Origin of the sequence: Chryseobacterium sp. MEBOG06 (assembly GCF_021869765.1) — a bacterium.
Lineage (GTDB): Bacteria > Bacteroidota > Bacteroidia > Flavobacteriales > Weeksellaceae > Chryseobacterium.
Genome location: NZ_CP084580.1, coordinates 4,951,936 through 4,976,246, shown reverse-complemented (window position 1 = coordinate 4,976,246; position 24,311 = coordinate 4,951,936). Strand labels below are relative to the sequence as shown.

The window sequence follows — 24,311 nt, the reverse complement described above, 5'->3', positions numbered from 1 at the left end:
GAGATATAGAGGCTTATCTTTATATCCATTACTATTTTTCATAGAAAAACAACCACCAAAACATATTAATTATGGCTAAAAATATAGCAGAGCAAATTGTAGAAATGCTCGAAAGTGCTAATGTGAAAAGAATTTATGCAGTAACGGGTGACAGCCTTAATCATCTTAATGTAGCTGTTAAGAAAAGCAGTATTCAATGGATCCATGTACGGCACGAGGAAGTGGGAGCCTATGCGGCGGCGGCTGAAGCCGAGCTGGATGGTTTGGCGGTATGTGCGGGCAGTTGTGGTCCGGGACATGTCCATTTGATCAATGGGGTGTATGAGGCGCACCGGTCTCATGTTCCGATGTTGGTCATAGCTTCCACTATTCCCAGTGAAGAAATGGGAATGGATTACTTTCAGGAAACCAATACGATAAAGCTATTTGATGACTGCAGTTATTATAATCAGATGATTACAAGACCGGAACAGGTGCAGAGAACTATTCAGACAGCCATTCAGCATGCAATCTCTAAGAAGGGAGTTGCGGTAATAGGGCTTCCGGGAGATGTCTCTGAACTGGACGCGGAAGAAACAACTACCTCTACCCAAATATTTAGGACTAATCCCGTTATACGCCCTTCAGATGAAGAGCTGAAGCGTTTAGCTAAACTGATCAACGAAAGCAAAAAAGTAACCCTGTATTGCGGAATTGGAGCAGCAGGAGCAAGCACAGAAGTAATAACATTATCTGAGCTCTTAAAAGCTCCTGTAGGATATTCATTCCGTGGAAAAATGGATATTCAGCCTAATAATGCTAATGAAGTAGGGCTTACCGGGCTCTTAGGATTTCCATCAGCGTTTCACGCAATGCATGAAGCAGAGCTGGTTATCCTTCTCGGAACAGACTTTCCTTATCAGAAATTCATGCCTTTAAAAAATAAAATCGTGCAGATAGACGAGAGCCCGGAGAGGCTGGGCAGAAGAGCGAAACTGGAATTGGGGCTCACAGGAGATATAAAAGAGACAATCCTTGCTTTGCTTCCTTTGCTGGACGAGAAAACAGACGTTCATTTTCTTAATGAGCAACTAGCATTTTACGAAAAAGTAAAAGAAAACCAGTTAGAATACGTCAAAGACTATGGTAAAGAGAATGCAATTCAGCCGGAGTATGTTGCACATACTTTAGACCGGCTTGCTGATAAAGATGCTATTTTTACCGTAGATACAGGAATGTGTTGTGTGTGGGGTGCCAGATTTATTACCGGAACCGGAAAAAGAAAAATGCTGGGATCTTTTAATCATGGATCAATGGCTAATGCAATGCCTATGGCTATTGGTGCTGCTCTTTCACATCCGGAAAGACAGGTTATTGCAATGTGTGGAGATGGAGGACTGTCGATGCTTTTGGGAGACATGGCAACCATTTTTCAGTATAAGCTTCCCGTGAAGCTCATTGTATTCAATAACAGGACGCTAGGAATGGTAAAACTTGAAATGGAAGTAGGCGGAATGCCGGATAATGAAACAGATATGATCAATCCTGATTTTGCAATGGTTGCCCATGCAATGGGATACCCTGGGAAAAATGTGCACCTACCTGAAGACGTACAAAGTTCTATAAAAGAATGCCTGGAGCATAACGGACCTTACCTCTTGAATATTTTTACAAATCCTAATGCCTTGGCGCTCCCTCCCAAAATTGAATTTGAACAGGTTATGGGAATGACGAAATCTATGGCACAGCTCATGCTTGGCGGAAAAATGGATGAGGTTTTTGAAACAGTGAAAACTAATTATAAGCATATCAAAGGCCTGTTGTAAAATGACGGTCCTACAAAAGAGATAAAATCACCATATTTTTAAAAACTTCACATCTGATGTGAAGTTTTTTTTTCCTATCAATGAGGTAAATATTTACCTTTGCTAATAATTAATACTAGCTAACAAAATTATGAGAACGATATTTTTATTCTTAGCCCTATGTGTTGCCAATTTTTCCTTTGCACAGGACCAGGAAGATAGAGATGATTCTTTTATCAGAGACAGCAATAAGAATCTTTTAAAGATAGATATCAAGGAACCCTTTATGCAGGTTGCTGTTAAATGTAATGACTTTAGGCCCGCGGGCTTTGAAGGAGGGGTGGCAGCGTATAAAAACATATTGAATAAATATATGTATGCCTATCTGAATTCGGATTTCTATGCATTGTCAGGAGATTTTACATTCACATTAACTATTGATGCTAAAGGAAAAGTAATTGATGTTACAGGAGTGCCTAAGGTGGAGAATAGCAAGGTTTTCTTTGATGATATGCAATATGTTGTAAGAAGAATTAAGAAAAACTGGACTCCTGCATCATGTGGCGGACAGCCTGTATCTTCACAGATGAAAATTAAAATGAGCTTTTCATCCATATCTACAGATATTGATTAATCCATGAAAAAATATCTTTTAATTTTACCTTTATTACTTTTAAGCGGTAGGGGTTTTTCGCAGGAAGCAAAGGCTCAGATTCAAACTCAAAATGGAGAAAATTTCCAGAAAGCAGAATTTCCAGGTGGAGATGATGCCTTTCGGAAAGAATTTCTGAATATGGTACATGCCTATATTGATGTTGCTTTATATGCCATTCAGGGACAAGTGACTTTCCTGTTTAATATCAATTCAAAAGGGAAAATTGATAAAGTAGATATACTTCCAAGATTCAGAAATGATGAAACATTTATTGATGATATGAAGTTCGCTCTTAAAAAGGTAAAAGGAAAGTGGACTCCAGCTACAAAGAATGGCGTCCCCGTTGATTCTAAACTTATCATGAAAATCAATTTTCAGAATAATGTCTATGACCATGATTAAAAATTGATTGAAAATCATTTTGGCCCTTTTCGGAAAATTAGAATGAAGTCTTCTGAGAATTGTTCCACGTGATATGTCTATACGAGACTTAAAACAATCGAAGTTTTGTATTTCTGCAGCCATTCTACATCTTATATATTAAAATAACTAATTAGAAAACTATATACTATTGAATAACTTTAATTGGGGGGCGGAGAAAATCCTCTTTATTTTGTGCCTTGCTTTTGCATCTCAAAACAAAGCACAAGTTCTAGATGAATACCCCCGAAATCAGGATTTTTATGAAGGCGGCCTGGTCAATTTTTATAAAGAGGCTCATGAATATATTGTCAACAATAAACTGAAAGAGTGTGATGAAAATGAGATTTATCAGCCAAGAATCTTAGTTACAAAAGAAGCAGGAGTAAAGCTGGTTAAAGATTTTGACACCATAAATATTGCAAAGAACAAGTGTGCTTACAACCTATCCAGAGAAGTTATAAAAAATCTTATCCATTGGAAAGCAGCTGAAGTAAAAGGAGGTAAAATAGGAGCTGTTGCAGAATTCATTATTTATCCTAAAGATCTGATGAGCAATTATAGATCAGGATATAATGCCAATGCTTTTGTGAGGCCGGCTGAATATGCAGGAGGAAAAAAAGAATTTAATAAAGATTTTCATGATAACTTTATGGTATTGTTCGAAGATTACCATATCAACGGAAAGATAAATCTGGAATTCTATATCAACAAGGAGGGGCATATTGTAAATCCAAGATTTTATCCGGAGGTCAATAACCGAAGTTTTAATATGGATTTCCTGAGAACACTTGCGAGAATGAAAAAAGTGTGGAAGCCAGCTCTGTATGCTAGCCTTCCTATAAAACAAAGGATTGCAATCCCAATAGATTTTTCAATAACATTCAGAGAAGATAGATAGCCCTGACATTCTGTCACAATATTTTGTATCTTTGCAGACTTATTTGTTCGTAATTTAAAATTCACGGAAAAATTCTCTGTGTTTTAATCCCGAACCTAAATTGATTATCGTGCAGGAAAAATATATTGACGAAACAAAACAAGGCGAAGCTTTTGCTATTGCTGAAAAACCTGAGAATTCTAAAAAATTGTTTTTAGAAAGTTATGGTTGTCAGATGAACTTCTCTGATTCTGAAATCGTTGCATCCATTCTTAATGAACAGGGGTACAATACGACGATGAAAGTAGAAGAAGCAGACCTTATTTTGTTAAATACCTGTTCCATTCGTGAGAAAGCGGAACAGACTGTAAGAATGCGTCTTGCCCAGTTCAAAAATCTAAAGAAAGAAAGACCGGGCATGACGGTAGGAGTGCTGGGATGCATGGCGGAAAGGCTAAAAACTAAATTCTTAGAGGAAGAACAGCTTGTTGACCTCGTTGTAGGTCCGGATGCTTATAGAGATTTGCCTAACTTATTGAAAGAAACTGAAGATGGTAGAGATGCTATTAATGTCATTCTTTCCAAAGAAGAAACATACGCTGATATTAATCCGGTACGTTTAGGCGGGAATGGAGTGACTGCTTTTGTAACCATTACCAGAGGTTGTGATAATATGTGTACATTCTGTGTAGTCCCTTTTACCAGAGGAAGAGAAAGAAGCCGGGATCCACATTCCATTCTTGACGAATGTAAAGATCTTTGGAATAATGGGTATAAAGAGATTACCCTTTTAGGGCAAAACGTAGACTCTTACCTGTGGTATGGAGGAGGTCCTAAGAAAGATTTCGCAAAAGCTTCTGAAATGCAGAAGGCTACAGCTGTGAATTTTGCAAATCTGCTTGATTTGGTGGCTAAAGCTGTTCCTGAAATGAGAATCAGGTTCTCAACTTCAAATCCTCAGGATATGAGCCTTGATGTATTCAGAATGATGGCAAAGCATAATAATATTTGTAAATATGTACATCTTCCTGTACAAAGCGGAAGCAATAATATGCTTGAAGCGATGAACAGACAGCATACCCGCGAAGAGTATCTGGACTTGATCAGAAAGGCCAAAGAAATAGTTCCTGACGTATCTTTTTCTCAGGATATGATTGTTGGGTTCTGTAATGAGACCGAAGAGGATCACCAGGATACTTTAAGCCTGATGAAAGAAGTAGAATATGACTACGGATATATGTTTGCGTACTCAGAAAGACCGGGAACTCCTGCTCATAAAAAAATGGAAGATAATATTCCTGCCGATGTGAAACAGAGACGCCTTGCTGAGGTGATTGATTTACAGCGTGAGCTTTCCAGACAGAGAATGGAATCTTATGTTGGAAGAACGCACCAGATTCTGATTGAAGGAACTTCCAGGAAAAATGAAAATCAATGGAAAGGAAGGAATTCTCAGAACGCAGTATGTGTTATTGATAAGATTGAAGGGCAGAAAGTGGGTGACATTTTGGATGTTTTTGTTTATGACAATACCCAGGGCACACTTTTAGGGAGGCTGACAGAATAAAATAAAGTTTTGATCAAAGCGGTTTATTTCTTTACCCTGTTTTCTTCTGTCTTGATTTCCTGTCAGGTGGAAAAAAATAGTAATAAATATCCCAATACCGTAGGAGATATTGAATTTGATGGAAAACCGGATGATATTGATTTTAAAAAATGTGGAGCAGGAAAAGACGCTCCCTTTAGTTTTCAGTATTATCAGGGGACAAAAGGGTTTGATTATAAAGGAGAGAAAATTGCCATTGTTGAAAAACTTAAAAAAGAAAATATATACTCTAAAAAGAAGATCTATGGTTATATTACCGTAAGATTTTTAGTAAATTGTGAAGGAAAAACGGGGTTATTCAGACTGAAAGCTATGAATTCAGATCTGAAGGATGACGTTTTAGATGAAGAAGTTGAGAATAAACTGCTGAAATTTACAAAATCATTGGATGGGTGGCAGCCCAAGGATATCAAAGGTTTCAAAGTAGATTACTATCAGTATTTAACCTATAAAATTGAAAATGGAAAAGTTTCAGAGGTATTACCTTAGCTTTTTGTTACTTATAGTTTATACCAATACTATTGCACAGGTTAACTGTAATGCAGTAGAGGGAGAGGACTGCAAAAAAGCGTGCGAGTTATACAACTGGGCTTCATACTTACAAGGTTCAGGAGAATCTCAGGAAGGCTTTGATAAAGCCATTGGGCTATGTCCGGATTTCTCCCATGCTTATATGGAGAAATCAGTTCCATATCTTAAAAACGGAGATTTTGTAACCTGGAAAGTACTTATAGATAAAGCTGTTGATTTAGATCCTAAATTGTATCTGGGCTACAGAGGCTGGTGTAAATTCCAGTTTCTGCGTGATTATAGCGGAGCTATCCAGGATTTAGAAGAATTAAAGAAGTACTATCCTGAAGACTTAGGAAGATCTCAAAACGGAGATTATAATCTGGATGTAGTGAGAGCTATGTCTTACAGTGCTTTAGGAAAGAAAGGAAAAGCTGCAGGAATAATAGAAAGACTGCTGGCAGCAAGAGGTTATGTCAAAGGAATGTTTGACCATTACCAGCTGGGAGTGACTTATTTCGAACAGGGAAAATATGACAAAGCCCTGGAAAATTTTGAAAAACAAAGCAAAGAATACAACTTTGCTGAGAACATATACTTTAAAAGTAAAGTTTCTAAGATCAGAAACAAAGATTATTTGGATTTAAAAACGTTGGCACTTAGAACGTATGATGAAGGAAAAACGATGAAAGACATCTACACCCATCATTTTAACAAGGTCTACAGACAACAGATAGAAGAGCTGTAGATTATTATTAAATCAATAATCAAAAATTTACTTATGAGCAATGAGCTGCAAAATATAAAAAACCGTTTCGGAATTATCGGGAACTTTCCGGCACTTAACAGGGCCCTGGAAAAATCAATTCAGGTCGCTCCCACAGATATTTCCGTTCTTGTAATAGGAGAAAGTGGAGTGGGAAAAGAATTTATTCCGAAAATTATCCATTCAGAATCCAGAAGAAAACATCAGCCTTATATCGTTGTAAACTGCGGGGCCATCCCTGAAGGAACAATAGATTCCGAACTTTTCGGGCACGAAAAAGGAGCCTTTACAGGAGCTACGGCTACCAGAAAAGGATACTTTGAAGTGGCAGATGGAGGTACAATCTTCCTGGATGAGGTGGGAGAACTACCACTACAGACGCAGGTTCGCCTTTTAAGGGTGTTAGAAAGTGGTGAATTTATGAAAGTAGGTTCTTCACAGGTGCAGAAGACCAACGTCCGAATTGTAGCGGCTACCAATGTTAATATGATGAAAGCGATCCATGACGGAAGATTTCGTGAAGATTTATATTACCGTTTGAACACCGTTCAGATTGATATGCCTCCTTTAAGAGAAAGAAAAGGAGATGTTCATCTGCTGTTCAGAAAGTTTGCAATAGATTTTGCTGAGAAATACAGGATGCCTGAGCTTGAACTGGAACCTAGTGCTGTTCACTATATTGAAAACTACCCTTTCCCGGGAAACATCCGACAGTTAAGAAATCTTGTTGAGCAAATGACTGTTGTGGAAAGGAACAGAAGGATAACAGCAGAAAAACTGGCTGAGTATATCCCGATGGAGACCCACCTTCCAATGGTGGTGAATACTCAGAATATATCCAAACAGAATGACTTTGGAAGCGAAAGAGAAATCATGTATAAAATTCTTTTCGATATGAGGAATGATATTAATGATTTAAAATCCTTAACTTCGGAATTGATCAAAAACAGAGGCGCAGGAGATCTAAGCAGTCAGGAAAAAAACCTGATCAACAGGATTTATACCCCTGAAAGCCAGCCTCAGGTAAGTTCAGGGTCTTTATTATATTTTGAAAATAACAATGATGCACCGGCTGTTCAGACCCCTACAATCATGTCGGCACCTGAAGATAGCTACGAAGACATTGAGGATATTGAAGTAGAAGAAAACAGACCCGAGTCTCTTTCTCTTCAGAACAATGAAAAAGACTTGATTATCAAAGCATTGGAGAAGCATAAAGGCCGCAGAAACAGAGCGGCAGATGAATTGGGAATCTCACAAAGAACATTATACAGAAAAATAAAACAGTATAATCTGGAAGATTAGATGAATATCTAGACCTTTAAATAATTCCGGAATTTAATTATACGAAATAAGTGAAAAATGAATATTAATATCAAAAATATTAGTCTGAAGCAGTCAATGGTAGTTGGAGTGCTTTTTGCGCTGCTGGGAGTTTTAAACTCCTGCTATAGCTTTACAGGATCCTCCCTGAAAGATGAAAAGACTGTTCAGATCAATGAGTTTCCTAATAATGCATCTCTTGTAAACCCGGCACTGGCACAACAGTTTTCTACTGATATTCAGAACAGGTTTCTCCAGAGAACAACGTTGAAGGGAACCAAAGAAAATCCTGATATTCTGATAGAGGGGGAAATTACAGACTATACAATTACCCCAACCACGATAAGTTCCGGTACACAGACCAATTCTGCGGGAGGAGTAGTGCAGCAGGCTCAGAATAAACTTACGATCACAGTAAAAGTGCATTATGAAAATAAACTGCATCCGGAGCTGAGTTTCGACAGAACTTACACTGATGAAGCTGCTTTCAACAGTAACTTATCACAGAGTGATATCGAAACCTCACAGGTGAAAATTGTTACCGAGAGAATTATTAATAAGATATTTAACGACATTGTAGCGAATTGGTAAGATGAATCCGAGAATTTTAGAATTAATAAAAAATCCGAAAAATATTCAGTTAGAAGACCTTGGTCTTTTGAAAGAAGAGATTCACACTTTTCCTTATATCCAAAATATCAGGGCACTTCATCTGTATGGGGTGCATCTGTATGAAAAAGAAAATTATCAGAAAGAATTATCTGTTACTGCGGCATATACCACAGATAAAAAAATTCTTTATCAACTGATCAACGGAAAAATAAAACAGGAAGAGAAAGTAGAAGTGCAGCCTGCCAAACCAGCTGATAAAGCAGTACAGCAAGCTTATAAAAATAAAAGCTTCCCGATTAAAAGAGAAGACGAAATTCCTTCGGAGCAACAGAAGGAAGAGGAAAGTGTCTGCTTATTATCCACTTCAGAGGAAATTCTCCCTATCTATGTGAATGGGGAAAGAAACAGAATCCTGTTTGAAGGAGAAGAAAACTTTTTGGAAGACAAAAACTCTGAGACTATAGATATTGAATCTACTTTGGAATCAGGTACTTTAATCACTCAAAAAGCTGAGCCCGCAACAGAACCTGAGCTGAATGAAAAGGAAGAAACACAAGCAGAAATAGAAGAAAATGGCGGTGAAGAATTTACTTCAGAAACCATTATTAACGAAGATGAAATTTCATCAGAACCGGAGGAAGAAAAAATAGTAGAAGAAGAGAATATAAGCTTTGAAGAAACAGAAGCAATATTGCCGGAAGTTACTATTGAAGAAAATACCAGCGAAAAATCTACAGAACCTGAAGCAGTATCTGAAAATGAAGATATCCGTTCTGTAGAAGTAGAACAACAGGTACAGGAACCCGATGCAGAAGTCAGTTTCCATGGTACAGAAGCCTTCCTGCCTGATGTAAAAATAGAGACCAGTAACGAAGAACTTGCGGAGACTGCAGAAGTCTCTCAACCGAATGTCAATAAGCATGAGGATGAAATGCGACGCCTTATCGAAGAGGTTGAGAAAAAGATGAAGGAAGCGAAATCTGCTCCTGAACACGAAAAAGTGGAAACAGAACCTGTGCCTGATCACGAAATCAGTTTTGCAGAAACGCAAAGCTTTCATTTTTGGTCAACCAGTGAAGAATCTATCCCATCAGAGGAAGTAAAAACAGAGGCAGAACCGGAAGAAATTACAGAAATAAAAGAATCTGTAAGAACTGATGATTCTAAAGAAGAGATCGGAGGCAAAGAACTTCCTGAAGTTCAGTCTACATGGAAACCAATGAGTGTTGAATCCAATGTTCCGGATTCTTTAATCAACAAATCAGCTGAAGTTTCAACTCCTCCGGTAGCAGCTTCTATAGAAGAAACTACGGTGGTGGCTGCTGAAGAAGTGAAAAAAGAAAACCAAGAACCGGAAATTGCCGAAGAAACTCTTTCTGAAGAGATTTTACCTGCTGCAGATCCTGTTTCGAAGCTTGCCAATGATCACGCTGAGAATAATGAAGCCCTGAAAGAATCTCCTGGGACCATTGCCACAAAAGAAGATGAGGTAGCTGTAATGAATGTTTCATTCTTTGGAACAGACATTTCAAGCCTCAGCGTCCAGGAAAAAGAAAATAAAGATAAAGAGGAGTCTGTAAAAGAAGAAACAGCACAAGAGGCTATGATGAAAAAGACAACTCAACCTCCGGCAGACAGCAATGTCCCCGGATTTATCAATACATGGCAAAGCTGGCTGAAAATCGACAGAATAGAAGAGGTGGAAAAAGTAAAAGTGGAGATTAAGGAGAAAGCAATTGAGACTTTTATTGAAAATAATCCTAGAATCAGTCAGTTAAAAGAGGAAAGCACCTATGTCGTTAAAGAGAAAAATGATGATATTTCCCACTTGATGACAGAGACTTTGGCCAAACTTTATTTTGAACAGAAACTTTATACGAAAGCAATAAAGGCATTTGAAATATTGATTAAGAAAAACCCTGAAAAGAAAGACTATTTCAAATCAAAAATTCAGGAAGTCAAAGATTTCAGAAGTAAAAACTAAATAAAAAGGTACAGTGTTTTGAGACTGTACCTTTTTTATTTTAAATCTAGAGCGTCCCTTTTCTGCGCTGTATTTTTTTCAATGCTCTGCGACCGAAGACAATGATGAGAATCAACAAAACAATTGAAGCAATGGCTGCAACAAAAGGAAGTGCTATAGCTAGAACAGACATAATCCCTGCTCCGGCTGTTTCAGTAGTTCCTACTACAGAATTTCCCAATCCACCAGTCGTAGCAGTAGAAGCTGCCCGTATTCCCGCAAAGCCTGTACTTATGGTAGCTGCCGTTCCTCCGCCTGCAATCAGTGCTAATGCCCATTGAGGAAAAGTTCCCAATTCAGCAAACTGACTGGCAAATAAAATAGAACCCGCCACAGTAGCCATAGGAATAGAAATAGTGTCCAGTAAATGGTCTATAAAAGGAATATAATAGGTAAGAATTTCTGCAACCGTTGCGATTCCTGTTGTGATAAGAGCAGGAAGGCCGGCAAGCCATTCAAAGTGTTCATTCATGGGAAGCCAGTGAAAATAAGAAGCCAGACTTACAATGAACATGGGAAGAAAGACCCGGAAGCCTGTAGCCGCAGCCAGCCCAATACCGATGAATGCGCTCAGTATATAGGACAAATAGGGAATATTGTCTAACATATTAATTTTCAGATTTATTGTTTTCCTTAAAAATACAAAAACTATCCGAAGAATTAATAGAAATTTCAGCTCATAAAAACTTTCACATCCATTTCCATCACTAGAGTTTATCCTCCCTGTAAAATGGGATTAATATTATACACCATTATTGATGAAGGATTGATACAGGAGAGTGAAATTATCCTGATGTATCTAAGCCTGTTTTTTCTGCGCCTCACAAAGCTTTATAAACTGTGCCTCTACCTCCTGATACTTTTGAGGCATTACAGGAGAGACCCAGAATAACATTGCCATCGTCTTTTCTCCAAAGGACTGCCGGAAGAGTTCCTTGTTAAGGCGGTAGCATTCTCTCAGTAATCTCTTTATACGGTTTCTGTGTACCGCTCTCTTGAAATATCTCTTAGAAACCGAAACTCCAAATCGGGTAGCTTCTATAGGAAGGGTGGGCTTATCTTTCAGAATGATGATTCTGAGATTTCCACATGTCTTCCATTTACCTTTGTCAAAAAGTAAACTGATCTCAGTGTTTTTTTTAAGCTTTTCCGCTCTGGAGTATTGGAAATTCTGCATTAATCTTTTTTTACTAAATAATTGATTACTTCAGCAGCAGCATACAGACCAAAAATAGCCGGAATGAAGCTTACTGTTCCATAAAAAGATCTTTTATAATTTGCCCCGTCCGTCATTTTCAGACTTTCTTCATTTTGAAGCTCATTAGAAAAAACACATCTGAAACCTTTATTGATGTTTTCCTTTTTTAATCTTTTTCTTATCTGTCTTGCAAGAAAGCAGTTTTGTGTTTTACTGATATCCCTTACCATTACTTTGCTTGGGTCGCTTTTACCACCCGCTCCCATAGAACTGATAAGTTTTATCTTTTTCCTTTTAGCGGCTTTTATCAGACATAATTTGGGAGTTACACTGTCAATACAGTCAAGAACATAATCAAACTTAGCAGAATCTAAAACTTCTTCCATTCTTTCAGGATTTAAAAACTCATTTATCTTCACCAGTTTGATTTGTGGGTTGATATCAAGAAGCCTTTCAGCTACCACATCCACTTTGTGCTTTCCAACAGTAGAGTGCAGCGCGGGAAGTTGTCTGTTGATATTGGTAATATCTACCGTATCTCCATCCACAATCGTCATATTTCCCACTCCTGCTCTAGCAAGGAATTCCGCAGCAAAAGAACCTACACCTCCTAAGCCTATCACCAGCAGATTAGCTTTGATCAGCTTCTCTAATCCCTCTTCTTTTATTAGCAGTTCAGTTCTTTCCAGCCAGTATTTATCCATTTCTTATCGTGTGTAAATTTTCTAAAATTTGTTCGTTGAGTTGTTCCAAAGAAATCGCCCTTATTTCAGAAACTTTCAGGTACAATTCTTCGATGTTAAAATCCTCATTGTCAGTTTCTAAAAAGATTTTGTCCAACGGGGTGTCTTTTAAAATATTCTGCAAAGATAAATTATACAAAACAGCTTTCCCAAAACTCAGATAAAAATTATTGGCCAGAAGGTCTTCTGCAATTTGTCTTTTCTTATTGAAACCGTGGATGATCATAGGCTGTTCAGCCTTCTTCTTAAAAGAAATAACCTCATAAAACTTTCTGACACAATGAATAATAATAGGTTTCTTTACCTCATTGGAAATCATTATTTGTCTTAGAAAAACTTCTTCCTGAATACTCTGGTCAATAGGAACAAGAGAATCTAATCCACATTCCCCGATAGCAAAACAGTTTTTAAACATCATACTTTTCATCCAGCTCAGCTGTATATCAATAGTATTAATATCAATATCATTAGGGTGAATCCCTATGGAATAAGAGAAGTCAGGCGGAATTTGTTCAATATCCAAATTGTAAATTCCGTTGCTGATATATTTCTTATGATGATGAAAATCAAAAAAATCCATTTTCAAAAATAGGACTTTCTACAATTAATTTAAAATTATTAAACGATCGTTTATAAATGTGTTAAAAATTTCTTAACTTTACTCAAAGTGCACTCTATGAAAAAAAAATTTACGGACAAACAGATTCATATACTTGATATCGCGGAAGAGCTGATTGCAAAAAAAGGATATGAAGGTACATCTGTGAGAGACATATGTTCCAAAGCCAATATTAATGTGGCAATGATCTCTTACTATTTTGGTTCCAAAGAAAAAATGATGTCTTATCTCTATCAGTACAGAGTATTGAAAACCAGAGAGAATTTTTCAGAATTTGCAGATACAATCAAAGATGGGAAGCCGGAAATGCAGATGCGTGAAATGATAAAATACATTGTTTCTCAGTTATTTAAGTATAATTATTTCCATGGGTTTGTAACGCAGGAGCTTCGTCATACAGAAAACCTGAAAGATGAATTGCTTGATTTTTACCAGCTATTTGTAAAAAAACTGGATGAAGTTATTAAAAAAGGAGTGGCTTCCGGAGTTTTTACCTTCACTCCAAAACCCGAAGATATTCTTACCATGATCATCGGATCCACCCTATTTGTGATCAGAAATAAAAACTTTTATGAGCTCTATGTCCCTAGCAAAAATGAAGAAACCTATACAAAAGAAGCCGAAAAAAAAGTGAGGATGAACCTTTTATTGAGTGTTTTTGCAATTTTGGGATACGCTGCAGACTAAAATTACGTTAAATATTCATAAAAAAAAATCTATTGGCAAAAAAGTTATATTTTTGCAAATTAGTAAATCGGCTGTGTAATCCGTAAACTGTTGAATTTTTTATATGAAAAAATATATTTTAGGTCTTTTTGCTGTAGCGGTAATTTCATCTTGCGTAAGCCAGCAGGAAAAAGCAATGAGAAGTGCTGACAAAGAGTTTATCTTAAAAGCAGCTAATGAAAATTTCGCTAAGAAAAAGTGGAAAAACGCATTGGCTCTTTATGACAGACTTGCAAATCTGGTAGCAGGAACAGATGATTTTCCTAACGTAGGTTTTAATACTGCCTATGCCAATTATTATGATAAAAGTTACAAGTTGGCAGGTCACCAGTTTAAAAATTTTGCAGTTAGTTTTCCAAAAGATCCAAGAGCAGAAGAGGCTGCTTATATGTCTGCCCTTTGTTATTATGAAGGATCTATGGATTACAACTTGGACCAGTCCAGCACAGAGTTGGCTATCAATGAGCTTCAGGACTTCCTGACTAACTATCCTAATTCTGAAAGATCAAAAAATATTACCCAGCTTATTGATGAGCTTTCTTATAAATTAGAGTTTAAAGCTTATGAGAACGGACGTCAGTACTTTAAAATGGCTGAATATAAAGCGGCTGGAGTTGCTTTAGAAAATGTATTGGAAGACTTTCCAAGTACAAAACTTCGTTCTAAAATTTATGATTATATCATGAAATCGCGTTATGAATTGGCAGCAAAATCAATTTATAGCCTTAAAGAAGAGCGTATTGAAAGTGCACTTACCTATACAAAAATGGTAGAAAAGGAACTTCCTAATACAGAATATTCAAAAACGGCAACAGACCTTAGAGAAAAACTGGAGAAGGAAAAACAACACTTCGCTATCGTTAAGAAAGAAACAGAAGCAAAAATCGCAACTTTAACTGCAAGACAGAAAAAAGAGGCTGATAAGCTGGCAGATAAAAATAAAACTGAGCAGCAAATCAAAGATCAGATCAGTAATGAAAAGCAGGCAAAGCAGATCCAGAGGGATAGTGCAGCACTTCAGACCCCTCCTCCTGCAGCGACTTTCAAAATTCAAAGATAATTCGTAAATTTGTCGTCTTATAAATAAAATAATTTTCTCAAAATGAGTGTAAAAGATACAAAAGCAGAAGTAAATACTATTACTTACGATAAAGATAAGATTGAAGATAAAGTGGGTTCAATCTATGAAGCTATTGTTATCATGGGAAAGAGAGCAGAGCAGATCAATGCGGAGATCCGTACGGAACTTCATAACAAATTGGATGAATTTGCCGTTCACAATTCTACATTAGAAGAAGTTTTCGAAAACAGAGAGCAGATAGAGATCTCTAAGCATTACGAAAAGCTTCCAAAGCCAACTTCAATTGCTATTGAAGAATGGTTAAATGAAGATATCTATTTCAGAAAAACAGAAGACAGAAAATAATCATCTGTGTTTTTATAAATGAAGGTCATAAAGGAATCAGGTTCTTTTATGACCTTCTTTGTTTTAAAGCCTTATTGTGGGAAAAAATAAGTATTTTAGTGTTTCAAAAAATTAAAACTAAATGAGTATTTCCGGTAAAAAGATACTGATCGCCGTTTCTGGAGGAATTGCAGCTTACAAAACTCACTTTCTGATAAGAGATTTTGTAAAAAAAGGAGCCGATGTACAGGTTATTATGACCCCTGATGCTGAACAATTCGTAACGAAACTAAGCCTGTCTACCTTATCCAAGAAACCTGTATATTCAGACTTTTATGGAGATAACGGAACATGGAACAGCCATGTGGAGCTGGCTTTATGGGCAGATATCATGATGATAGCTCCCTGTACTGCTAATACCTTATCTAAAATGGTTCATGGGATGTGTGATAATTTGGTGATTGCCACTTATATGTCTGCGAAATGTCCCGTATTCATTGCACCTGCAATGGACTTAGATATGTATATACATCCGTCTACAAAAAAAAACCTTAAACTTGCAGAAGACTTTGGGCACATTATAATTCCTGCAGAAAGCGGTGAGCTGGCAAGCGGACTGATCGGACAGGGAAGGATGGCAGAACCGGAAACAATTTATACTGCTGTTGAAAACTATTTTACAGGAAATATCCCTGCAAAAAGTCTTGAAGGGAAAACTGTTCTAATTACGGCTGGGCCTACCTATGAAGCCATAGACCCTGTAAGGTTCATCGGAAATCATTCTTCCGGGAAAATGGGGTTTTCTCTTGCGGAGGAAGCTTCAAAAAGAGGGGCAAAGGTTATCCTTATTTCTGGGCCCAGCGCTCAGGTCCTTAAAGATTCGAACGTAGAACTTTATAAAGTAACTTCTGCCAGGGAAATGCTGGCAAAAGTATTCGAGTTTTACGACAAGATAGATATTGGAATTGCAAGTGCCGCAGTAGCAGACTATGCACCAAAGGAGGTGGCGAAGGAAAAGATTAAGAAAAATGATGATAACCTGACTATCGAGTTGGTGAAGAATCCTGATATTCTTAAAATAATGGGAGAAAAGAAGACCCACCAGTTTCTGGTAGGATTTGCGCTGGAAACCCAAAATGAAGAAGAAAATGCAAAAGGAAAACTGGAAAAGAAAAATCTGGATATGATTGTTTTGAACTCCTTGAGGGATGAAGGAGCCGGGTTTAAAAACGATACCAATAAAATCAAAATATTTACCAAAACGGAAAAGAAAGAATTTAACCTGAAGTCTAAAGGAGATGTGGCCAGAGATATTCTCAATTTTGTTGAATCTCAACTTTTAAAATAATTTTAATAAATTTCCGTTCTCAATTTTTAATAGACAATGAAAAAAATTATAAGTTTATTTTTTCTGTTTTTTCTATATACTCAAAGTTTTTCACAGGAATTGTTAGCAACAGTTCAGGTAAACTCTCAGCAGATAGGAGGAAGTAACCAGCAGGCTTTTAAAGCGTTGGAAAAAAGCCTTAGAGACTTTATTAATAACACCAGCTGGACTGGAAAAAAGCTACAGAATTTTGAAAAGATAAAATGTGGGTTTGCCATTGTTATTTCGGAAAGAGATGTCAACAAATTCAAAGGTTCTATTGTAGTCCAGGCTGTACGTCCCGTTTACAATACCACTTACGAAACCCCTTTACTGAACCTTCAGGATCAGAGATTTGCTTTTGAATATATTGAAAATGAGAATCTTATTTTTAATGAAAGACAATTCTCAGGTAAAAACCTTACAGATGTTATCAGTTATTATATTTATCTTATTTTAGGATATGATGCTGATAGTTTCCAGTCTATGGGAGGAACTCAATGGTATGCAAAAGCCCAGCAGATTGCCCAGAACTCACAGAACAGGAACTATGAAGGATGGAATACCATCAATGAGCCAAGAAGCCGAAGCATACTGATCAATGAAATTGTTAACCCCAACTGGAGCCAGCTGCGCTCAACGATATATACTTACCACAGAGCGGGAATGGATAACTTATTCAATCAGGATCAGACTGCAGGAAAGAAAGTGATCTTTGATGCGCTGATGCAGCTGAAAATGTATGAAAATACTTTCCAGCAGGCTTATTTCTTTAATCTTTTTATGGATACGAAAAGTGATGAGATCTTCAATATTTTCAATTCCGGAAACAATGGAGGGCTTATGCTTAATGATTTAAAACAAACTATGATCATTCTGTCTCCTAAAAATATTGAGAATAAGTGGAATAAATGGAAGATTTAAAGAAGGGAAATCCCTCAAAAACATTTTCGTAATTCATTAAAAAAAAACTTACTTTTACAGTTCAAACTCAAATTGGATCATAACCCGGACTATCAATGCTTTCGAGAATTTACATTAAAAACTTTGCCCTGATTGATACTCTCGAAGTATCATTGAAAAATGGTTTGCAGGTAATAACCGGTGAAACAGGTGCAGGGAAATCTATTATTTTAGGAGCACTTCGACTTATTTTGGGAGAAAGAGCCGATGTAAAATCCATTGCCAAAACTGAAGAAAAAAGTGTGGTAGAAACCGAGTTTAATCTCAATAATCAGTTCAAGAAGTTTTTCATTGAAAATGATCTGGATTACGAACTTCAGACCATTATAAGACGAGAAATACTTCCTTCAGGAAAATCAAGGGCATTCATCAATGATGTGCCGGTAACATTAGATATTCTCAAAGAACTTTCTTCTAAGCTTATTGATATTCACTCACAGTTTGAAACCTCCAATCTTTTTACCTCAGAATACCAGTTTAAAATTATTGACGGACTTTCTGAGAACAAAAGGATCATTGAAGAATATCAGCATGAATTTTCCGACTTTCAGAGCCTGAAAATGCTGTTGAAGAAATTGAAAACTCAGCTTTCAGAGGCCAATAAAGAAAGCGATTATAAAGAATTTCTGCTGAACGAATTGGAAGAGCTGAAGCTGGATGATGTAGACTACGAAGATATTCAGAATCAACTTTCAATTCAGGAAAATGCAGGAATGATTTCCGAAAATGTGGGTCAGATTTTGTCTCGTTTTCATCAGGAAGAGATCGGTATTCTCTCCTTCTTTAATGAAGCTAAAAGCAGACTTTCAAAAATCTCCGAAGTTTCTACCAGTTTTGCAGAACTAGATGAAAGATTTGAAACCTCTTTTGTAGAATTAAAAGATATCATTTCTGAACTTGAAAACGAAGCTGAAAGAGTAGAAATCAATCCGGAAAATCTATTATATCTTACAGATCTTAATAATAAAATCAATGCTTTATTTCTTAAGCATAGCGTTTCAGACCTCAATGAGCTGATAGAGATCAGAAGCCAGCTGGCCGGAGATCAGAAAGGAGCTTCAGAGCTGGAACTACAGATCGCTGAAACTGAAGAAAATATTACCAGGAAAGAAAAAACACTTCAGAGTTTAGCTGGCAGACTTTCGAAAAACCGTCATAAAAATGTTTCTGTTTTCGTAAAAAAAGCAGAAGGGCTTCTTAAAAAATTAGGTCTTGAAAAAGCGAAAGTTGATATCCAGCTGGAAGATGCACAGGAATTCAATGCATTTGGGAAAGAAAGCATCCAGTTGCTTTTTCAGGCGAATTCAGGTTTCCCGTTAAAACCCATACAGACTGCGATCTCCGGTGGTGAAAGATCCAGAGTAATGCTGGCTGTAAAGAAGATTATTGCAGAAAGTGATGAGCTTCCGACCCTTATTTTGGACGAAATTGATACAGGTGTCTCAGGTAAAGTTGCAGAAGAAATCGGAAATCTGATGAGGGAAATGTCTGAGGATATGCAGCTCATTGTTATTTCCCATCTCGCGCAGGTGGCGGCTAAAGGAAATGATAACTATAAAGTTGTGAAACAGGATGTTTCCGGAAAAACGCAATCTACTATCATTCCTTTAAGTGATGCAGAAAAACTGAATGAAATTGCACAATTGCTTTCAGGAAGCAAGATTACTGAAGCTGCTTTAGCACAGGCAAAGGAACTTATCGGGTAGTGATGAATCTTTGGGTTTTATATTTTCCAATTTATTGATGATTTTGTGATGAAATCTGTAACATTTTTTGCATTATACATACTAATGTAAAAAACTAACATATGTTTCTAAAGTTCCTTAGACTGGAAATTAAAAGCTTCTTTCGCGGCAGTTCTTTGGGGATCAATCTTGCCATGAAAATTCTGAGACTTTTCGGGATTTTTTATTTCATGGTGTGCCTCATTGCCGGAGCCTGTATTTCTTTTTATTATGTACAGGGGGAGATGCATCAGAATCCATTAATAATAGCATCAAGATTCTTAATCATTGCCTGGGTTATAGATTTAATTCTAAAATATCTATGGCAGGAAATCCCAACACAGAATATCAAACCTTTTCTTACTCTGAGTATCAGAAAGAATACACTGGTTAATTATATGCTGGCAAAAACATTTCTTTCAGCATTCAGCTGGCTGAGTTCTCTGTTTTTTGTTACATTTTCTATAGTAGCTCTGTTCAACGGATATAGTTTCTTTGGAGTATTCACCTGGTTGGTAGGAATCTCAATGCTTCTTTATATGAATAACTTTATCAATATTTTCTTTAATGGTAAAGAGACCGTGGCTTTGTTTGTAGGGATATGCTTTGCTGCAATAGGAGCTTTGGGGTATTATCATATTATTCCGTTACTGTCTTATTCAGAATCTGTTTTTTATAGCTTTTATGATAAGCCTTACTTTGTGTTGATACCTATTGCTTTGTTTGCGGGGCTTTGGTTTGTATGCTTTAAATACCTGCGTCGGGAGTTCTACCTAGATCAGGGACTTGAAGCAAAAAAAGCAGTTGGAAAAACTGAAAATATTGCTTTCCTGAATAAATACGGCGTTACAGGGACATTTATCAATAATGATATTAAAATGCTCAGACGTAATAAGGTGACAAAAGGAATCCTTTTGGGAAGCTTTATGTTTCTTTTTTATGGTTTGCTGATGTATGCCAACGTTATGTATAAAACTCCGGCGATGATTATGTTCATGGGACTTTTTGTAACAGGAGGATTCCAGTTTCTGTTTGGGCAGAGAGTTCCTGCATTTGACAGTTCTTATTACCCTTTAATGATGACCCTGAATGTTCCTTACAAAGAATATATAAAAGCAAAATGGTGGCTCATTAATATTGTAACAGGAATCTCTATAATTATAGCTTTGTTTTATGCCTATTTTGGCTGGGAGATTTATGTTACATTTTTTGCAGCAGGGCTTTACAATATTGGGGTAAACTCTCAATTTACCCTCTGGTCAGGAGCATTCAATAAAAGTCAGATTGATCTAAACTCAAAGGAAAAAAGATTTGGGCAGAAAGGAAGTTTCAACATGATTGCATTACTTCTTCTGATTCCTAAAATGCTCCTTCCAATGGCGGTCTTTGCCATCGTAAAGTATTTCTCGGGAATTACAGCAGCCGTTATCTCAATTGCCGTTTTAGGGTTTATAGGATTCCTGCTCAGAGAGAAGATCTTTGATATCATTGTAAAACATTACAAGAAAGAAAAATACAGTACACTTGAAGCATTTAAAAATAAAGGTTAAGCCATGATCAGTATAAATAATTTATCAAAAACATACGGAACAGCAACGGTTCTGAACATTGAGAATCTTGAAATTCCAAATGGCGAAACATTTGGTCTGGTAGGGAATAACGGAGCGGGAAAAACAACGCTTTTCAGTCTTATGCTCGATTTGATTCAGGCAAGTACGGGGTTTGTAAGCATTGACGGAATTAAAGTAAATGAATCCGAAGTCTGGAAGAATAAAGTTTCAGCTTTTGTAGATGATACTTTTCTCATCGGATATCTTACTCCGGAAGAATATTTTTATTTCATTGGTGAGCTGAGAGGCCAGAATAAAGCTTCTGTAGATGAGTTTCTGAAACCCTTTCATGATCTTTTTAACGGGGAAATTCTTAAATCCGGAAAGTACATCCGTGATCTTTCTAAAGGGAACCAGAAAAAGGTGGGAATTGTAGGAGCAATTATCGGAAACCCGGAAATTATTATTCTTGATGAGCCGTTTGCCAATCTTGACCCTTCCACACAAATCAAACTTAAAAATCTTATCAAAGAATTATCCAAACAGGATGGGGTGACTTTCCTTATTTCCAGCCATGATCTTTCCCACACGACAGAAGTCTGTAACAGAATTGTAGTGGTGAATAAAGGGCTTATTGTAAAAGATATTCAGACCAATCCGGAAACCTTGAAGGATCTTGAACAGTATTTTGCAGATCAGGTTTCAGAAGTGACGATCTAAATGAATCTAGATATAAAAAAGGTCAGGAATATTTCATTTCTGACCTTTTTACTTTTTAATCACACATTCCTATAGGAAGCATGCACATTACAGTCGTTGAGCAGGGGTTATTGATCTGTTCCTTGCAGCAAGCATAGTATCCATTGAAGCCTACAAGATATTGCAGCCTTCCGGAACATGTAGGTACAGAGCCTCCTCCAGGAAAATGTTTTAAATTTTGTCTGTTTACTTTTTTTAAATTTTTCATGGCTTTGGATTTATAAATTTGGTATTCCTAATGTAAGAAAAATAGAATTAATAGACTGAAATTCAAAATTTTATATACTGATGGAAATATGTAGAGCATTGTTTTAGAGCTTTCACGAGCCATTCCGTTTAAATAAATTTCAAAAAAATATATTTTTCTGTAACTTTTTAAAATATTTGTTGTCTTTAATACAAGAAACAGCATTAGAATGAAACTTTTGTTCGTAAATAAAAAAGAAGATTTGTTGAGCCGCCTGAAAAAACAGGATCCGGTGGCACAGAAGCTTTTCTATGAGAAGAATGTAAAGAAATTCCTAAGCATAAGCAAGAGCTATGTAAGTGACTTGTATCAGGCAGAAGATTGTCTCATCAAAGCATTCTGTAAGATTTTTAAGCATATTGAAAGTTTCAGAGGTGACGCTAATCTTGAAAGCTGGGCAAGGCGGATTGTTGTTAACGAATGCCTGAACTTTATCAAAAGCCATAAAACGGTTTTTTATCTGGATGAGATTAATCATTCTTTCCAGCAGGATATTCATGATCCGGACATCGCTTTCGACTTTAATGCTCAGGAACTTCTGGACCAGCTTCCGGATGCTTACCGAATGGTTTTCAATCTTTACGTTTTGGAAGGCTATTCTCACCAGGAAATTGCTGATGCTCTGCAGATTTCGGTTGCTGTAAGCAAAACACAGTTGTTTAGAGCAAAAGAAAAACTAAGAAAGATCTATTTGCAACAACAAAAAAAAATGAAAAATGAACACGTCTAAAGATAATTTCGAATGGCAGATCAAAAAACAGATCGAGGAAAGAGAAGTTGCCCCTTCCAGAGATCTGTGGTCTGAGATTGAGTGGCAAACCCAAAATAACAAGGCTCCCAAATTAAAGATAAACTGGATATTGGTAGCTGCATGTATTATCCTGACTTTCAGTTTAGGCACTGTTCTGTTGTTCCTTAAAGAGGAACCTTTGGTAGAGCAGCCCAAAATTGTAAAAGAGGTAAAAGAACAAAATGAAGATCAGATCATTACTGAACCAAATAATGATAATCCTATATTGGCAGCGCAAAACCCTGTAAAACAAGATATAAAAAATATCCCTTCAAAGGAGAAAACAGAAAAAATAACCGCTATACCGGTACCAGATAAAAACACTATTCTCACTAAAGAAGGGCTTCCGGCAAGAAAACTGGAAGTAATCAGAATGACCGATCCCAAAATTCTGGCAAAAGCTGATTCCTCAAAAATTCAGGTTAAAAAGAAAAAATATGTGGACCCTTCTGCATTGCTTTTCTCAGTAGAACACAAAGATGTGATTGAAAAGACCAAGGATGGGAGTAATGTGGCTACAATAGAACTCAATAGAAACTAATTTATTTAAAATTTAAAAATTAATAATATGATCAAGAAATTTATCCTGATGGGATTGGTGTGTCTTTTCTCGTCCTCATTTTACGGGCAAAAGACATTCAATATCAATCTTGCATCTAAAAAAGATACGGAGGTAAGTCCTATCGTAAAAGATAAAATTGAAGAGTATGCTGGCCAGATTAATGCTATCATTCAGGAAGAGAAAAAGCTCATGGAAGCAGAGTTGTTGAATCTTCAGTCTAAAAATCTGGATAAAACTGAATTTGACAAGCAAAAGGCTCAGATCGCAGACCGCTATTCAGAGAAAATAGATAAAAGGATTGAGGAACTTGGGTTTGATCTTGATGGAGTTATTCAGAAGCAGGTAAGATATTCTCTTCTCAATACGGATGCTGCATCCAAAGAGGAGCTTAAAGCAAAGCTTCTGAAAAAATTCCGCCCCAGCAGAAGTATTACAGGATACTTTTCTTACGGAATTATGACAATGACGAACAGCCTTCAGGATAATGATCTGGATAAAAATATTGGATATTCTAATAATTTAGAATTCGGCTTGAAACTAAACTATCAGCTCAGCAGAACCAGTCCATGGGCCATTATATCCGGATTGGGATTCTCATGGAGAACACTTCGCCTGGATAATAATATGGTCTTTGCAAAGAATGCTGATAATAATGTTTATCTGGACCATTATAATGGTGATATAAGCAAAAGTAAACTGAGAACGGGTTATATTGTAGTTCCTCTGGGGCTTCAGTACAATTTTTCCAAACTTAGAAATGCAGGTATGGATGTTCAGTACCGGAACTATTACAGAGGGTTAAAAATAGGGGCTAATGTGTATGGAGGAGCAAGAATGTCCACCAATAATATTATAGACGGAAACAACGGAGAATTAAGAAAAAGAGACAACTATCAGGTGAATCCTTATATTTATGGCGGCCAGCTTACTTTGTCCTATAACAGTGTGAGTATTTTTGTGAAAAAAGACTTCAGTAATTTCTTTAAAGACAGCCACTTTAAAAATGATAAAGCGTTGGTGTTTGGAATTAGCATTGGATTAGAATAATTGAACTTTTTATTCAACTAAAAACTCCGGGGA

General features: G+C 36.7%; 26 protein-coding genes. 21 read left to right on the top strand and 5 right to left on the bottom strand.

Features of this window, described 5'->3' with window-relative positions; translation table 11 throughout:
• Positions 1 to 71 precede the first annotated feature (71 nt).
• From LF887_RS22690 to LF887_RS22645, 10 genes are all read left to right on the top strand, one after another.
• Positions 72 to 1,805 carry a thiamine pyrophosphate-dependent enzyme gene (locus LF887_RS22690; RefSeq protein ID WP_236856518.1) on the top strand — a complete coding sequence of 578 codons (1,734 nt, stop codon included), beginning with the start codon at positions 72 to 74 and terminating at the stop codon, positions 1,803 to 1,805.
• Between the two features lie 130 nt (positions 1,806 to 1,935).
• A complete protein-coding gene (locus LF887_RS22685; RefSeq protein ID WP_236856517.1) occupies positions 1,936 to 2,418 on the top strand; it encodes a hypothetical protein in 483 nt (160 codons plus the stop codon).
• A gap of 3 nt (positions 2,419 to 2,421) precedes the next feature.
• A complete protein-coding gene (locus LF887_RS22680) occupies positions 2,422 to 2,841 on the top strand; it encodes an energy transducer TonB (protein ID WP_236856516.1) in 420 nt (139 codons plus the stop codon).
• Between the two features lie 169 nt (positions 2,842 to 3,010).
• On the top strand, positions 3,011 to 3,760 hold the full coding sequence (locus LF887_RS22675; RefSeq protein ID WP_236856515.1) for an energy transducer TonB: 750 nt from the start codon (positions 3,011 to 3,013) through the stop codon (positions 3,758 to 3,760).
• A gap of 109 nt (positions 3,761 to 3,869) precedes the next feature.
• Positions 3,870 to 5,306 carry a tRNA (N6-isopentenyl adenosine(37)-C2)-methylthiotransferase MiaB gene (gene miaB, locus LF887_RS22670; protein ID WP_236856514.1) on the top strand — a complete coding sequence of 479 codons (1,437 nt, stop codon included), beginning with the start codon at positions 3,870 to 3,872 and terminating at the stop codon, positions 5,304 to 5,306.
• A 9-nt stretch (positions 5,307 to 5,315) separates the two neighbouring features.
• Positions 5,316 to 5,834 carry a hypothetical protein gene (locus LF887_RS22665; RefSeq protein ID WP_236856513.1) on the top strand — a complete coding sequence of 173 codons (519 nt, stop codon included), beginning with the start codon at positions 5,316 to 5,318 and terminating at the stop codon, positions 5,832 to 5,834.
• Positions 5,806 to 6,603, top strand: coding sequence for a tetratricopeptide repeat protein (locus LF887_RS22660; protein WP_236856512.1), 798 nt, complete (start codon positions 5,806 to 5,808; stop codon positions 6,601 to 6,603). The genes LF887_RS22665 and LF887_RS22660 overlap by 29 nt, the downstream gene beginning before the upstream one ends.
• Positions 6,604 to 6,636: 33 nt before the next feature.
• Complete coding sequence (locus LF887_RS22655) at positions 6,637 to 7,926, top strand: sigma-54 interaction domain-containing protein (RefSeq protein ID WP_236856511.1); 1,290 nt, start codon at positions 6,637 to 6,639, stop codon at positions 7,924 to 7,926.
• 57 nt (positions 7,927 to 7,983) lie between these two features.
• Entirely contained in the window at positions 7,984 to 8,535 is a 552-nt protein-coding gene (locus LF887_RS22650; RefSeq protein ID WP_236856510.1) for an LptE family protein, read from the top strand.
• Position 8,536: 1 nt separating this feature from the next.
• Positions 8,537 to 10,540 (top strand): tetratricopeptide repeat protein, encoded by a 2,004-nt coding sequence (locus LF887_RS22645; protein WP_236856509.1) that lies wholly within the window; start codon positions 8,537 to 8,539, stop codon positions 10,538 to 10,540.
• Positions 10,541 to 10,586: 46 nt separating this feature from the next.
• Here LF887_RS22645 and LF887_RS22640 read toward each other — a convergent pair whose 3' ends face one another.
• From LF887_RS22640 to LF887_RS22625, 4 genes are all read right to left on the bottom strand, one after another.
• Positions 10,587 to 11,186: a DUF4126 domain-containing protein gene (locus tag LF887_RS22640; RefSeq protein WP_236856508.1), complete on the bottom strand. Its 600-nt coding sequence runs from the start codon at positions 11,184 to 11,186 to the stop codon at positions 10,587 to 10,589.
• Positions 11,187 to 11,378: 192 nt separating this feature from the next.
• Complete coding sequence (gene rnpA, locus LF887_RS22635; RefSeq protein WP_236856507.1) at positions 11,379 to 11,756, bottom strand: ribonuclease P protein component; 378 nt, start codon at positions 11,754 to 11,756, stop codon at positions 11,379 to 11,381.
• Entirely contained in the window at positions 11,756 to 12,481 is a 726-nt protein-coding gene (locus tag LF887_RS22630; protein WP_236856506.1) for a ThiF family adenylyltransferase, read from the bottom strand. Before LF887_RS22630 ends, rnpA begins: the two co-directional genes overlap by 1 nt.
• The gene (locus tag LF887_RS22625; protein WP_236856505.1) at positions 12,474 to 13,100 is read right to left on the bottom strand and encodes a TatD family hydrolase; all 627 of its coding nucleotides are present in this window, start codon (positions 13,098 to 13,100) and stop codon (positions 12,474 to 12,476) included. The genes LF887_RS22630 and LF887_RS22625 overlap by 8 nt, the downstream gene beginning before the upstream one ends.
• Before the next feature lie 96 nt (positions 13,101 to 13,196).
• Here LF887_RS22625 and LF887_RS22620 point away from each other — a divergent pair, with 96 nt between their 5' ends.
• The 8 genes from LF887_RS22620 to LF887_RS22585 all read left to right on the top strand — a co-directional run bounded on the left by LF887_RS22620 (position 13,197) and on the right by LF887_RS22585 (position 21,593).
• Positions 13,197 to 13,826 carry a TetR/AcrR family transcriptional regulator gene (locus LF887_RS22620; protein WP_236856504.1) on the top strand — a complete coding sequence of 210 codons (630 nt, stop codon included), beginning with the start codon at positions 13,197 to 13,199 and terminating at the stop codon, positions 13,824 to 13,826.
• A gap of 103 nt (positions 13,827 to 13,929) precedes the next feature.
• Complete coding sequence (locus LF887_RS22615) at positions 13,930 to 14,925, top strand: outer membrane protein assembly factor BamD (protein ID WP_236856503.1); 996 nt, start codon at positions 13,930 to 13,932, stop codon at positions 14,923 to 14,925.
• Between the two features lie 42 nt (positions 14,926 to 14,967).
• Positions 14,968 to 15,291, top strand: a complete 324-nt coding sequence (locus LF887_RS22610) for a DNA-directed RNA polymerase subunit omega (protein WP_027372958.1) — start codon at positions 14,968 to 14,970, stop codon at positions 15,289 to 15,291.
• Positions 15,292 to 15,412: 121 nt separating this feature from the next.
• Positions 15,413 to 16,618: a bifunctional phosphopantothenoylcysteine decarboxylase/phosphopantothenate--cysteine ligase CoaBC gene (gene coaBC, locus LF887_RS22605; RefSeq protein ID WP_236856502.1), complete on the top strand. Its 1,206-nt coding sequence runs from the start codon at positions 15,413 to 15,415 to the stop codon at positions 16,616 to 16,618.
• A 36-nt stretch (positions 16,619 to 16,654) separates the two neighbouring features.
• A complete protein-coding gene (locus LF887_RS22600) occupies positions 16,655 to 17,560 on the top strand; it encodes a DUF4835 family protein (RefSeq protein ID WP_236856501.1) in 906 nt (301 codons plus the stop codon).
• A gap of 95 nt (positions 17,561 to 17,655) precedes the next feature.
• Positions 17,656 to 19,305, top strand: a complete 1,650-nt coding sequence (locus LF887_RS22595; RefSeq protein ID WP_236856500.1) for a DNA repair protein RecN — start codon at positions 17,656 to 17,658, stop codon at positions 19,303 to 19,305.
• A gap of 101 nt (positions 19,306 to 19,406) precedes the next feature.
• The gene (locus tag LF887_RS22590; RefSeq protein ID WP_236856499.1) at positions 19,407 to 20,873 is read left to right on the top strand and encodes a DUF5687 family protein; all 1,467 of its coding nucleotides are present in this window, start codon (positions 19,407 to 19,409) and stop codon (positions 20,871 to 20,873) included.
• Between the two features lie 3 nt (positions 20,874 to 20,876).
• Positions 20,877 to 21,593: an ABC transporter ATP-binding protein gene (locus LF887_RS22585; RefSeq protein WP_236856498.1), complete on the top strand. Its 717-nt coding sequence runs from the start codon at positions 20,877 to 20,879 to the stop codon at positions 21,591 to 21,593.
• A gap of 55 nt (positions 21,594 to 21,648) precedes the next feature.
• On the opposite strand, the gene LF887_RS22580 is transcribed toward LF887_RS22585, so the two are convergent.
• On the bottom strand, positions 21,649 to 21,840 hold the full coding sequence (locus LF887_RS22580) for a hypothetical protein (RefSeq protein WP_236856497.1): 192 nt from the start codon (positions 21,838 to 21,840) through the stop codon (positions 21,649 to 21,651).
• Between the two features lie 208 nt (positions 21,841 to 22,048).
• Here LF887_RS22580 and LF887_RS22575 point away from each other — a divergent pair, with 208 nt between their 5' ends.
• Genes LF887_RS22575 through LF887_RS22565 form a run of 3 tightly spaced genes read left to right on the top strand, consistent with a single transcriptional unit; the run spans position 22,049 to position 24,278 of the window.
• Positions 22,049 to 22,609: an RNA polymerase sigma factor gene (locus tag LF887_RS22575; RefSeq protein ID WP_236856496.1), complete on the top strand. Its 561-nt coding sequence runs from the start codon at positions 22,049 to 22,051 to the stop codon at positions 22,607 to 22,609.
• Positions 22,596 to 23,210, top strand: a complete 615-nt coding sequence (locus LF887_RS22570) for a hypothetical protein (RefSeq protein ID WP_236856495.1) — start codon at positions 22,596 to 22,598, stop codon at positions 23,208 to 23,210. Before LF887_RS22575 ends, LF887_RS22570 begins: the two co-directional genes overlap by 14 nt.
• Before the next feature lie 27 nt (positions 23,211 to 23,237).
• Positions 23,238 to 24,278, top strand: coding sequence for an outer membrane beta-barrel protein (locus LF887_RS22565; protein ID WP_236856494.1), 1,041 nt, complete (start codon positions 23,238 to 23,240; stop codon positions 24,276 to 24,278).
• Positions 24,279 to 24,311 lie beyond the last annotated feature (33 nt).

What these genes read in the sequence shown, in the direction of transcription:
- LF887_RS22690 (WP_236856518.1), top strand. Translation starts at nt 72, where the DNA reads ATGGCTAAAAATATAGCAGAGCAAATTGTAGAAATGCTCGAAAGTGCT.
- LF887_RS22650 (WP_236856510.1), top strand. Translation starts at nt 7,984, where the DNA reads ATGAATATTAATATCAAAAATATTAGTCTGAAGCAGTCAATGGTAGTT.
- LF887_RS22580 (WP_236856497.1), bottom strand. Translation starts at nt 21,840, where the DNA reads ATGAAAAATTTAAAAAAAGTAAACAGACAAAATTTAAAACATTTTCCT.
- LF887_RS22610 (WP_027372958.1), top strand. Translation starts at nt 14,968, where the DNA reads ATGAGTGTAAAAGATACAAAAGCAGAAGTAAATACTATTACTTACGAT.
- LF887_RS22570 (WP_236856495.1), top strand. Translation starts at nt 22,596, where the DNA reads ATGAACACGTCTAAAGATAATTTCGAATGGCAGATCAAAAAACAGATC.
- LF887_RS22680 (WP_236856516.1), top strand. Translation starts at nt 2,422, where the DNA reads ATGAAAAAATATCTTTTAATTTTACCTTTATTACTTTTAAGCGGTAGG.
- LF887_RS22595 (WP_236856500.1), top strand. Translation starts at nt 17,656, where the DNA reads ATGCTTTCGAGAATTTACATTAAAAACTTTGCCCTGATTGATACTCTC.
- LF887_RS22565 (WP_236856494.1), top strand. Translation starts at nt 23,238, where the DNA reads ATGATCAAGAAATTTATCCTGATGGGATTGGTGTGTCTTTTCTCGTCC.
- LF887_RS22630 (WP_236856506.1), bottom strand. Translation starts at nt 12,481, where the DNA reads ATGGATAAATACTGGCTGGAAAGAACTGAACTGCTAATAAAAGAAGAG.
- LF887_RS22590 (WP_236856499.1), top strand. Translation starts at nt 19,407, where the DNA reads ATGTTTCTAAAGTTCCTTAGACTGGAAATTAAAAGCTTCTTTCGCGGC.
- LF887_RS22615 (WP_236856503.1), top strand. Translation starts at nt 13,930, where the DNA reads ATGAAAAAATATATTTTAGGTCTTTTTGCTGTAGCGGTAATTTCATCT.
- LF887_RS22575 (WP_236856496.1), top strand. Translation starts at nt 22,049, where the DNA reads ATGAAACTTTTGTTCGTAAATAAAAAAGAAGATTTGTTGAGCCGCCTG.
- LF887_RS22585 (WP_236856498.1), top strand. Translation starts at nt 20,877, where the DNA reads ATGATCAGTATAAATAATTTATCAAAAACATACGGAACAGCAACGGTT.
- LF887_RS22620 (WP_236856504.1), top strand. Translation starts at nt 13,197, where the DNA reads ATGAAAAAAAAATTTACGGACAAACAGATTCATATACTTGATATCGCG.
- rnpA (WP_236856507.1), bottom strand. Translation starts at nt 11,756, where the DNA reads ATGCAGAATTTCCAATACTCCAGAGCGGAAAAGCTTAAAAAAAACACT.
- LF887_RS22640 (WP_236856508.1), bottom strand. Translation starts at nt 11,186, where the DNA reads ATGTTAGACAATATTCCCTATTTGTCCTATATACTGAGCGCATTCATC.
- coaBC (WP_236856502.1), top strand. Translation starts at nt 15,413, where the DNA reads ATGAGTATTTCCGGTAAAAAGATACTGATCGCCGTTTCTGGAGGAATT.
- LF887_RS22660 (WP_236856512.1), top strand. Translation starts at nt 5,806, where the DNA reads ATGGAAAAGTTTCAGAGGTATTACCTTAGCTTTTTGTTACTTATAGTT.
- LF887_RS22600 (WP_236856501.1), top strand. Translation starts at nt 16,655, where the DNA reads ATGAAAAAAATTATAAGTTTATTTTTTCTGTTTTTTCTATATACTCAA.
- LF887_RS22645 (WP_236856509.1), top strand. Translation starts at nt 8,537, where the DNA reads ATGAATCCGAGAATTTTAGAATTAATAAAAAATCCGAAAAATATTCAG.
- LF887_RS22655 (WP_236856511.1), top strand. Translation starts at nt 6,637, where the DNA reads ATGAGCAATGAGCTGCAAAATATAAAAAACCGTTTCGGAATTATCGGG.
- LF887_RS22685 (WP_236856517.1), top strand. Translation starts at nt 1,936, where the DNA reads ATGAGAACGATATTTTTATTCTTAGCCCTATGTGTTGCCAATTTTTCC.
- LF887_RS22625 (WP_236856505.1), bottom strand. Translation starts at nt 13,100, where the DNA reads ATGGATTTTTTTGATTTTCATCATCATAAGAAATATATCAGCAACGGA.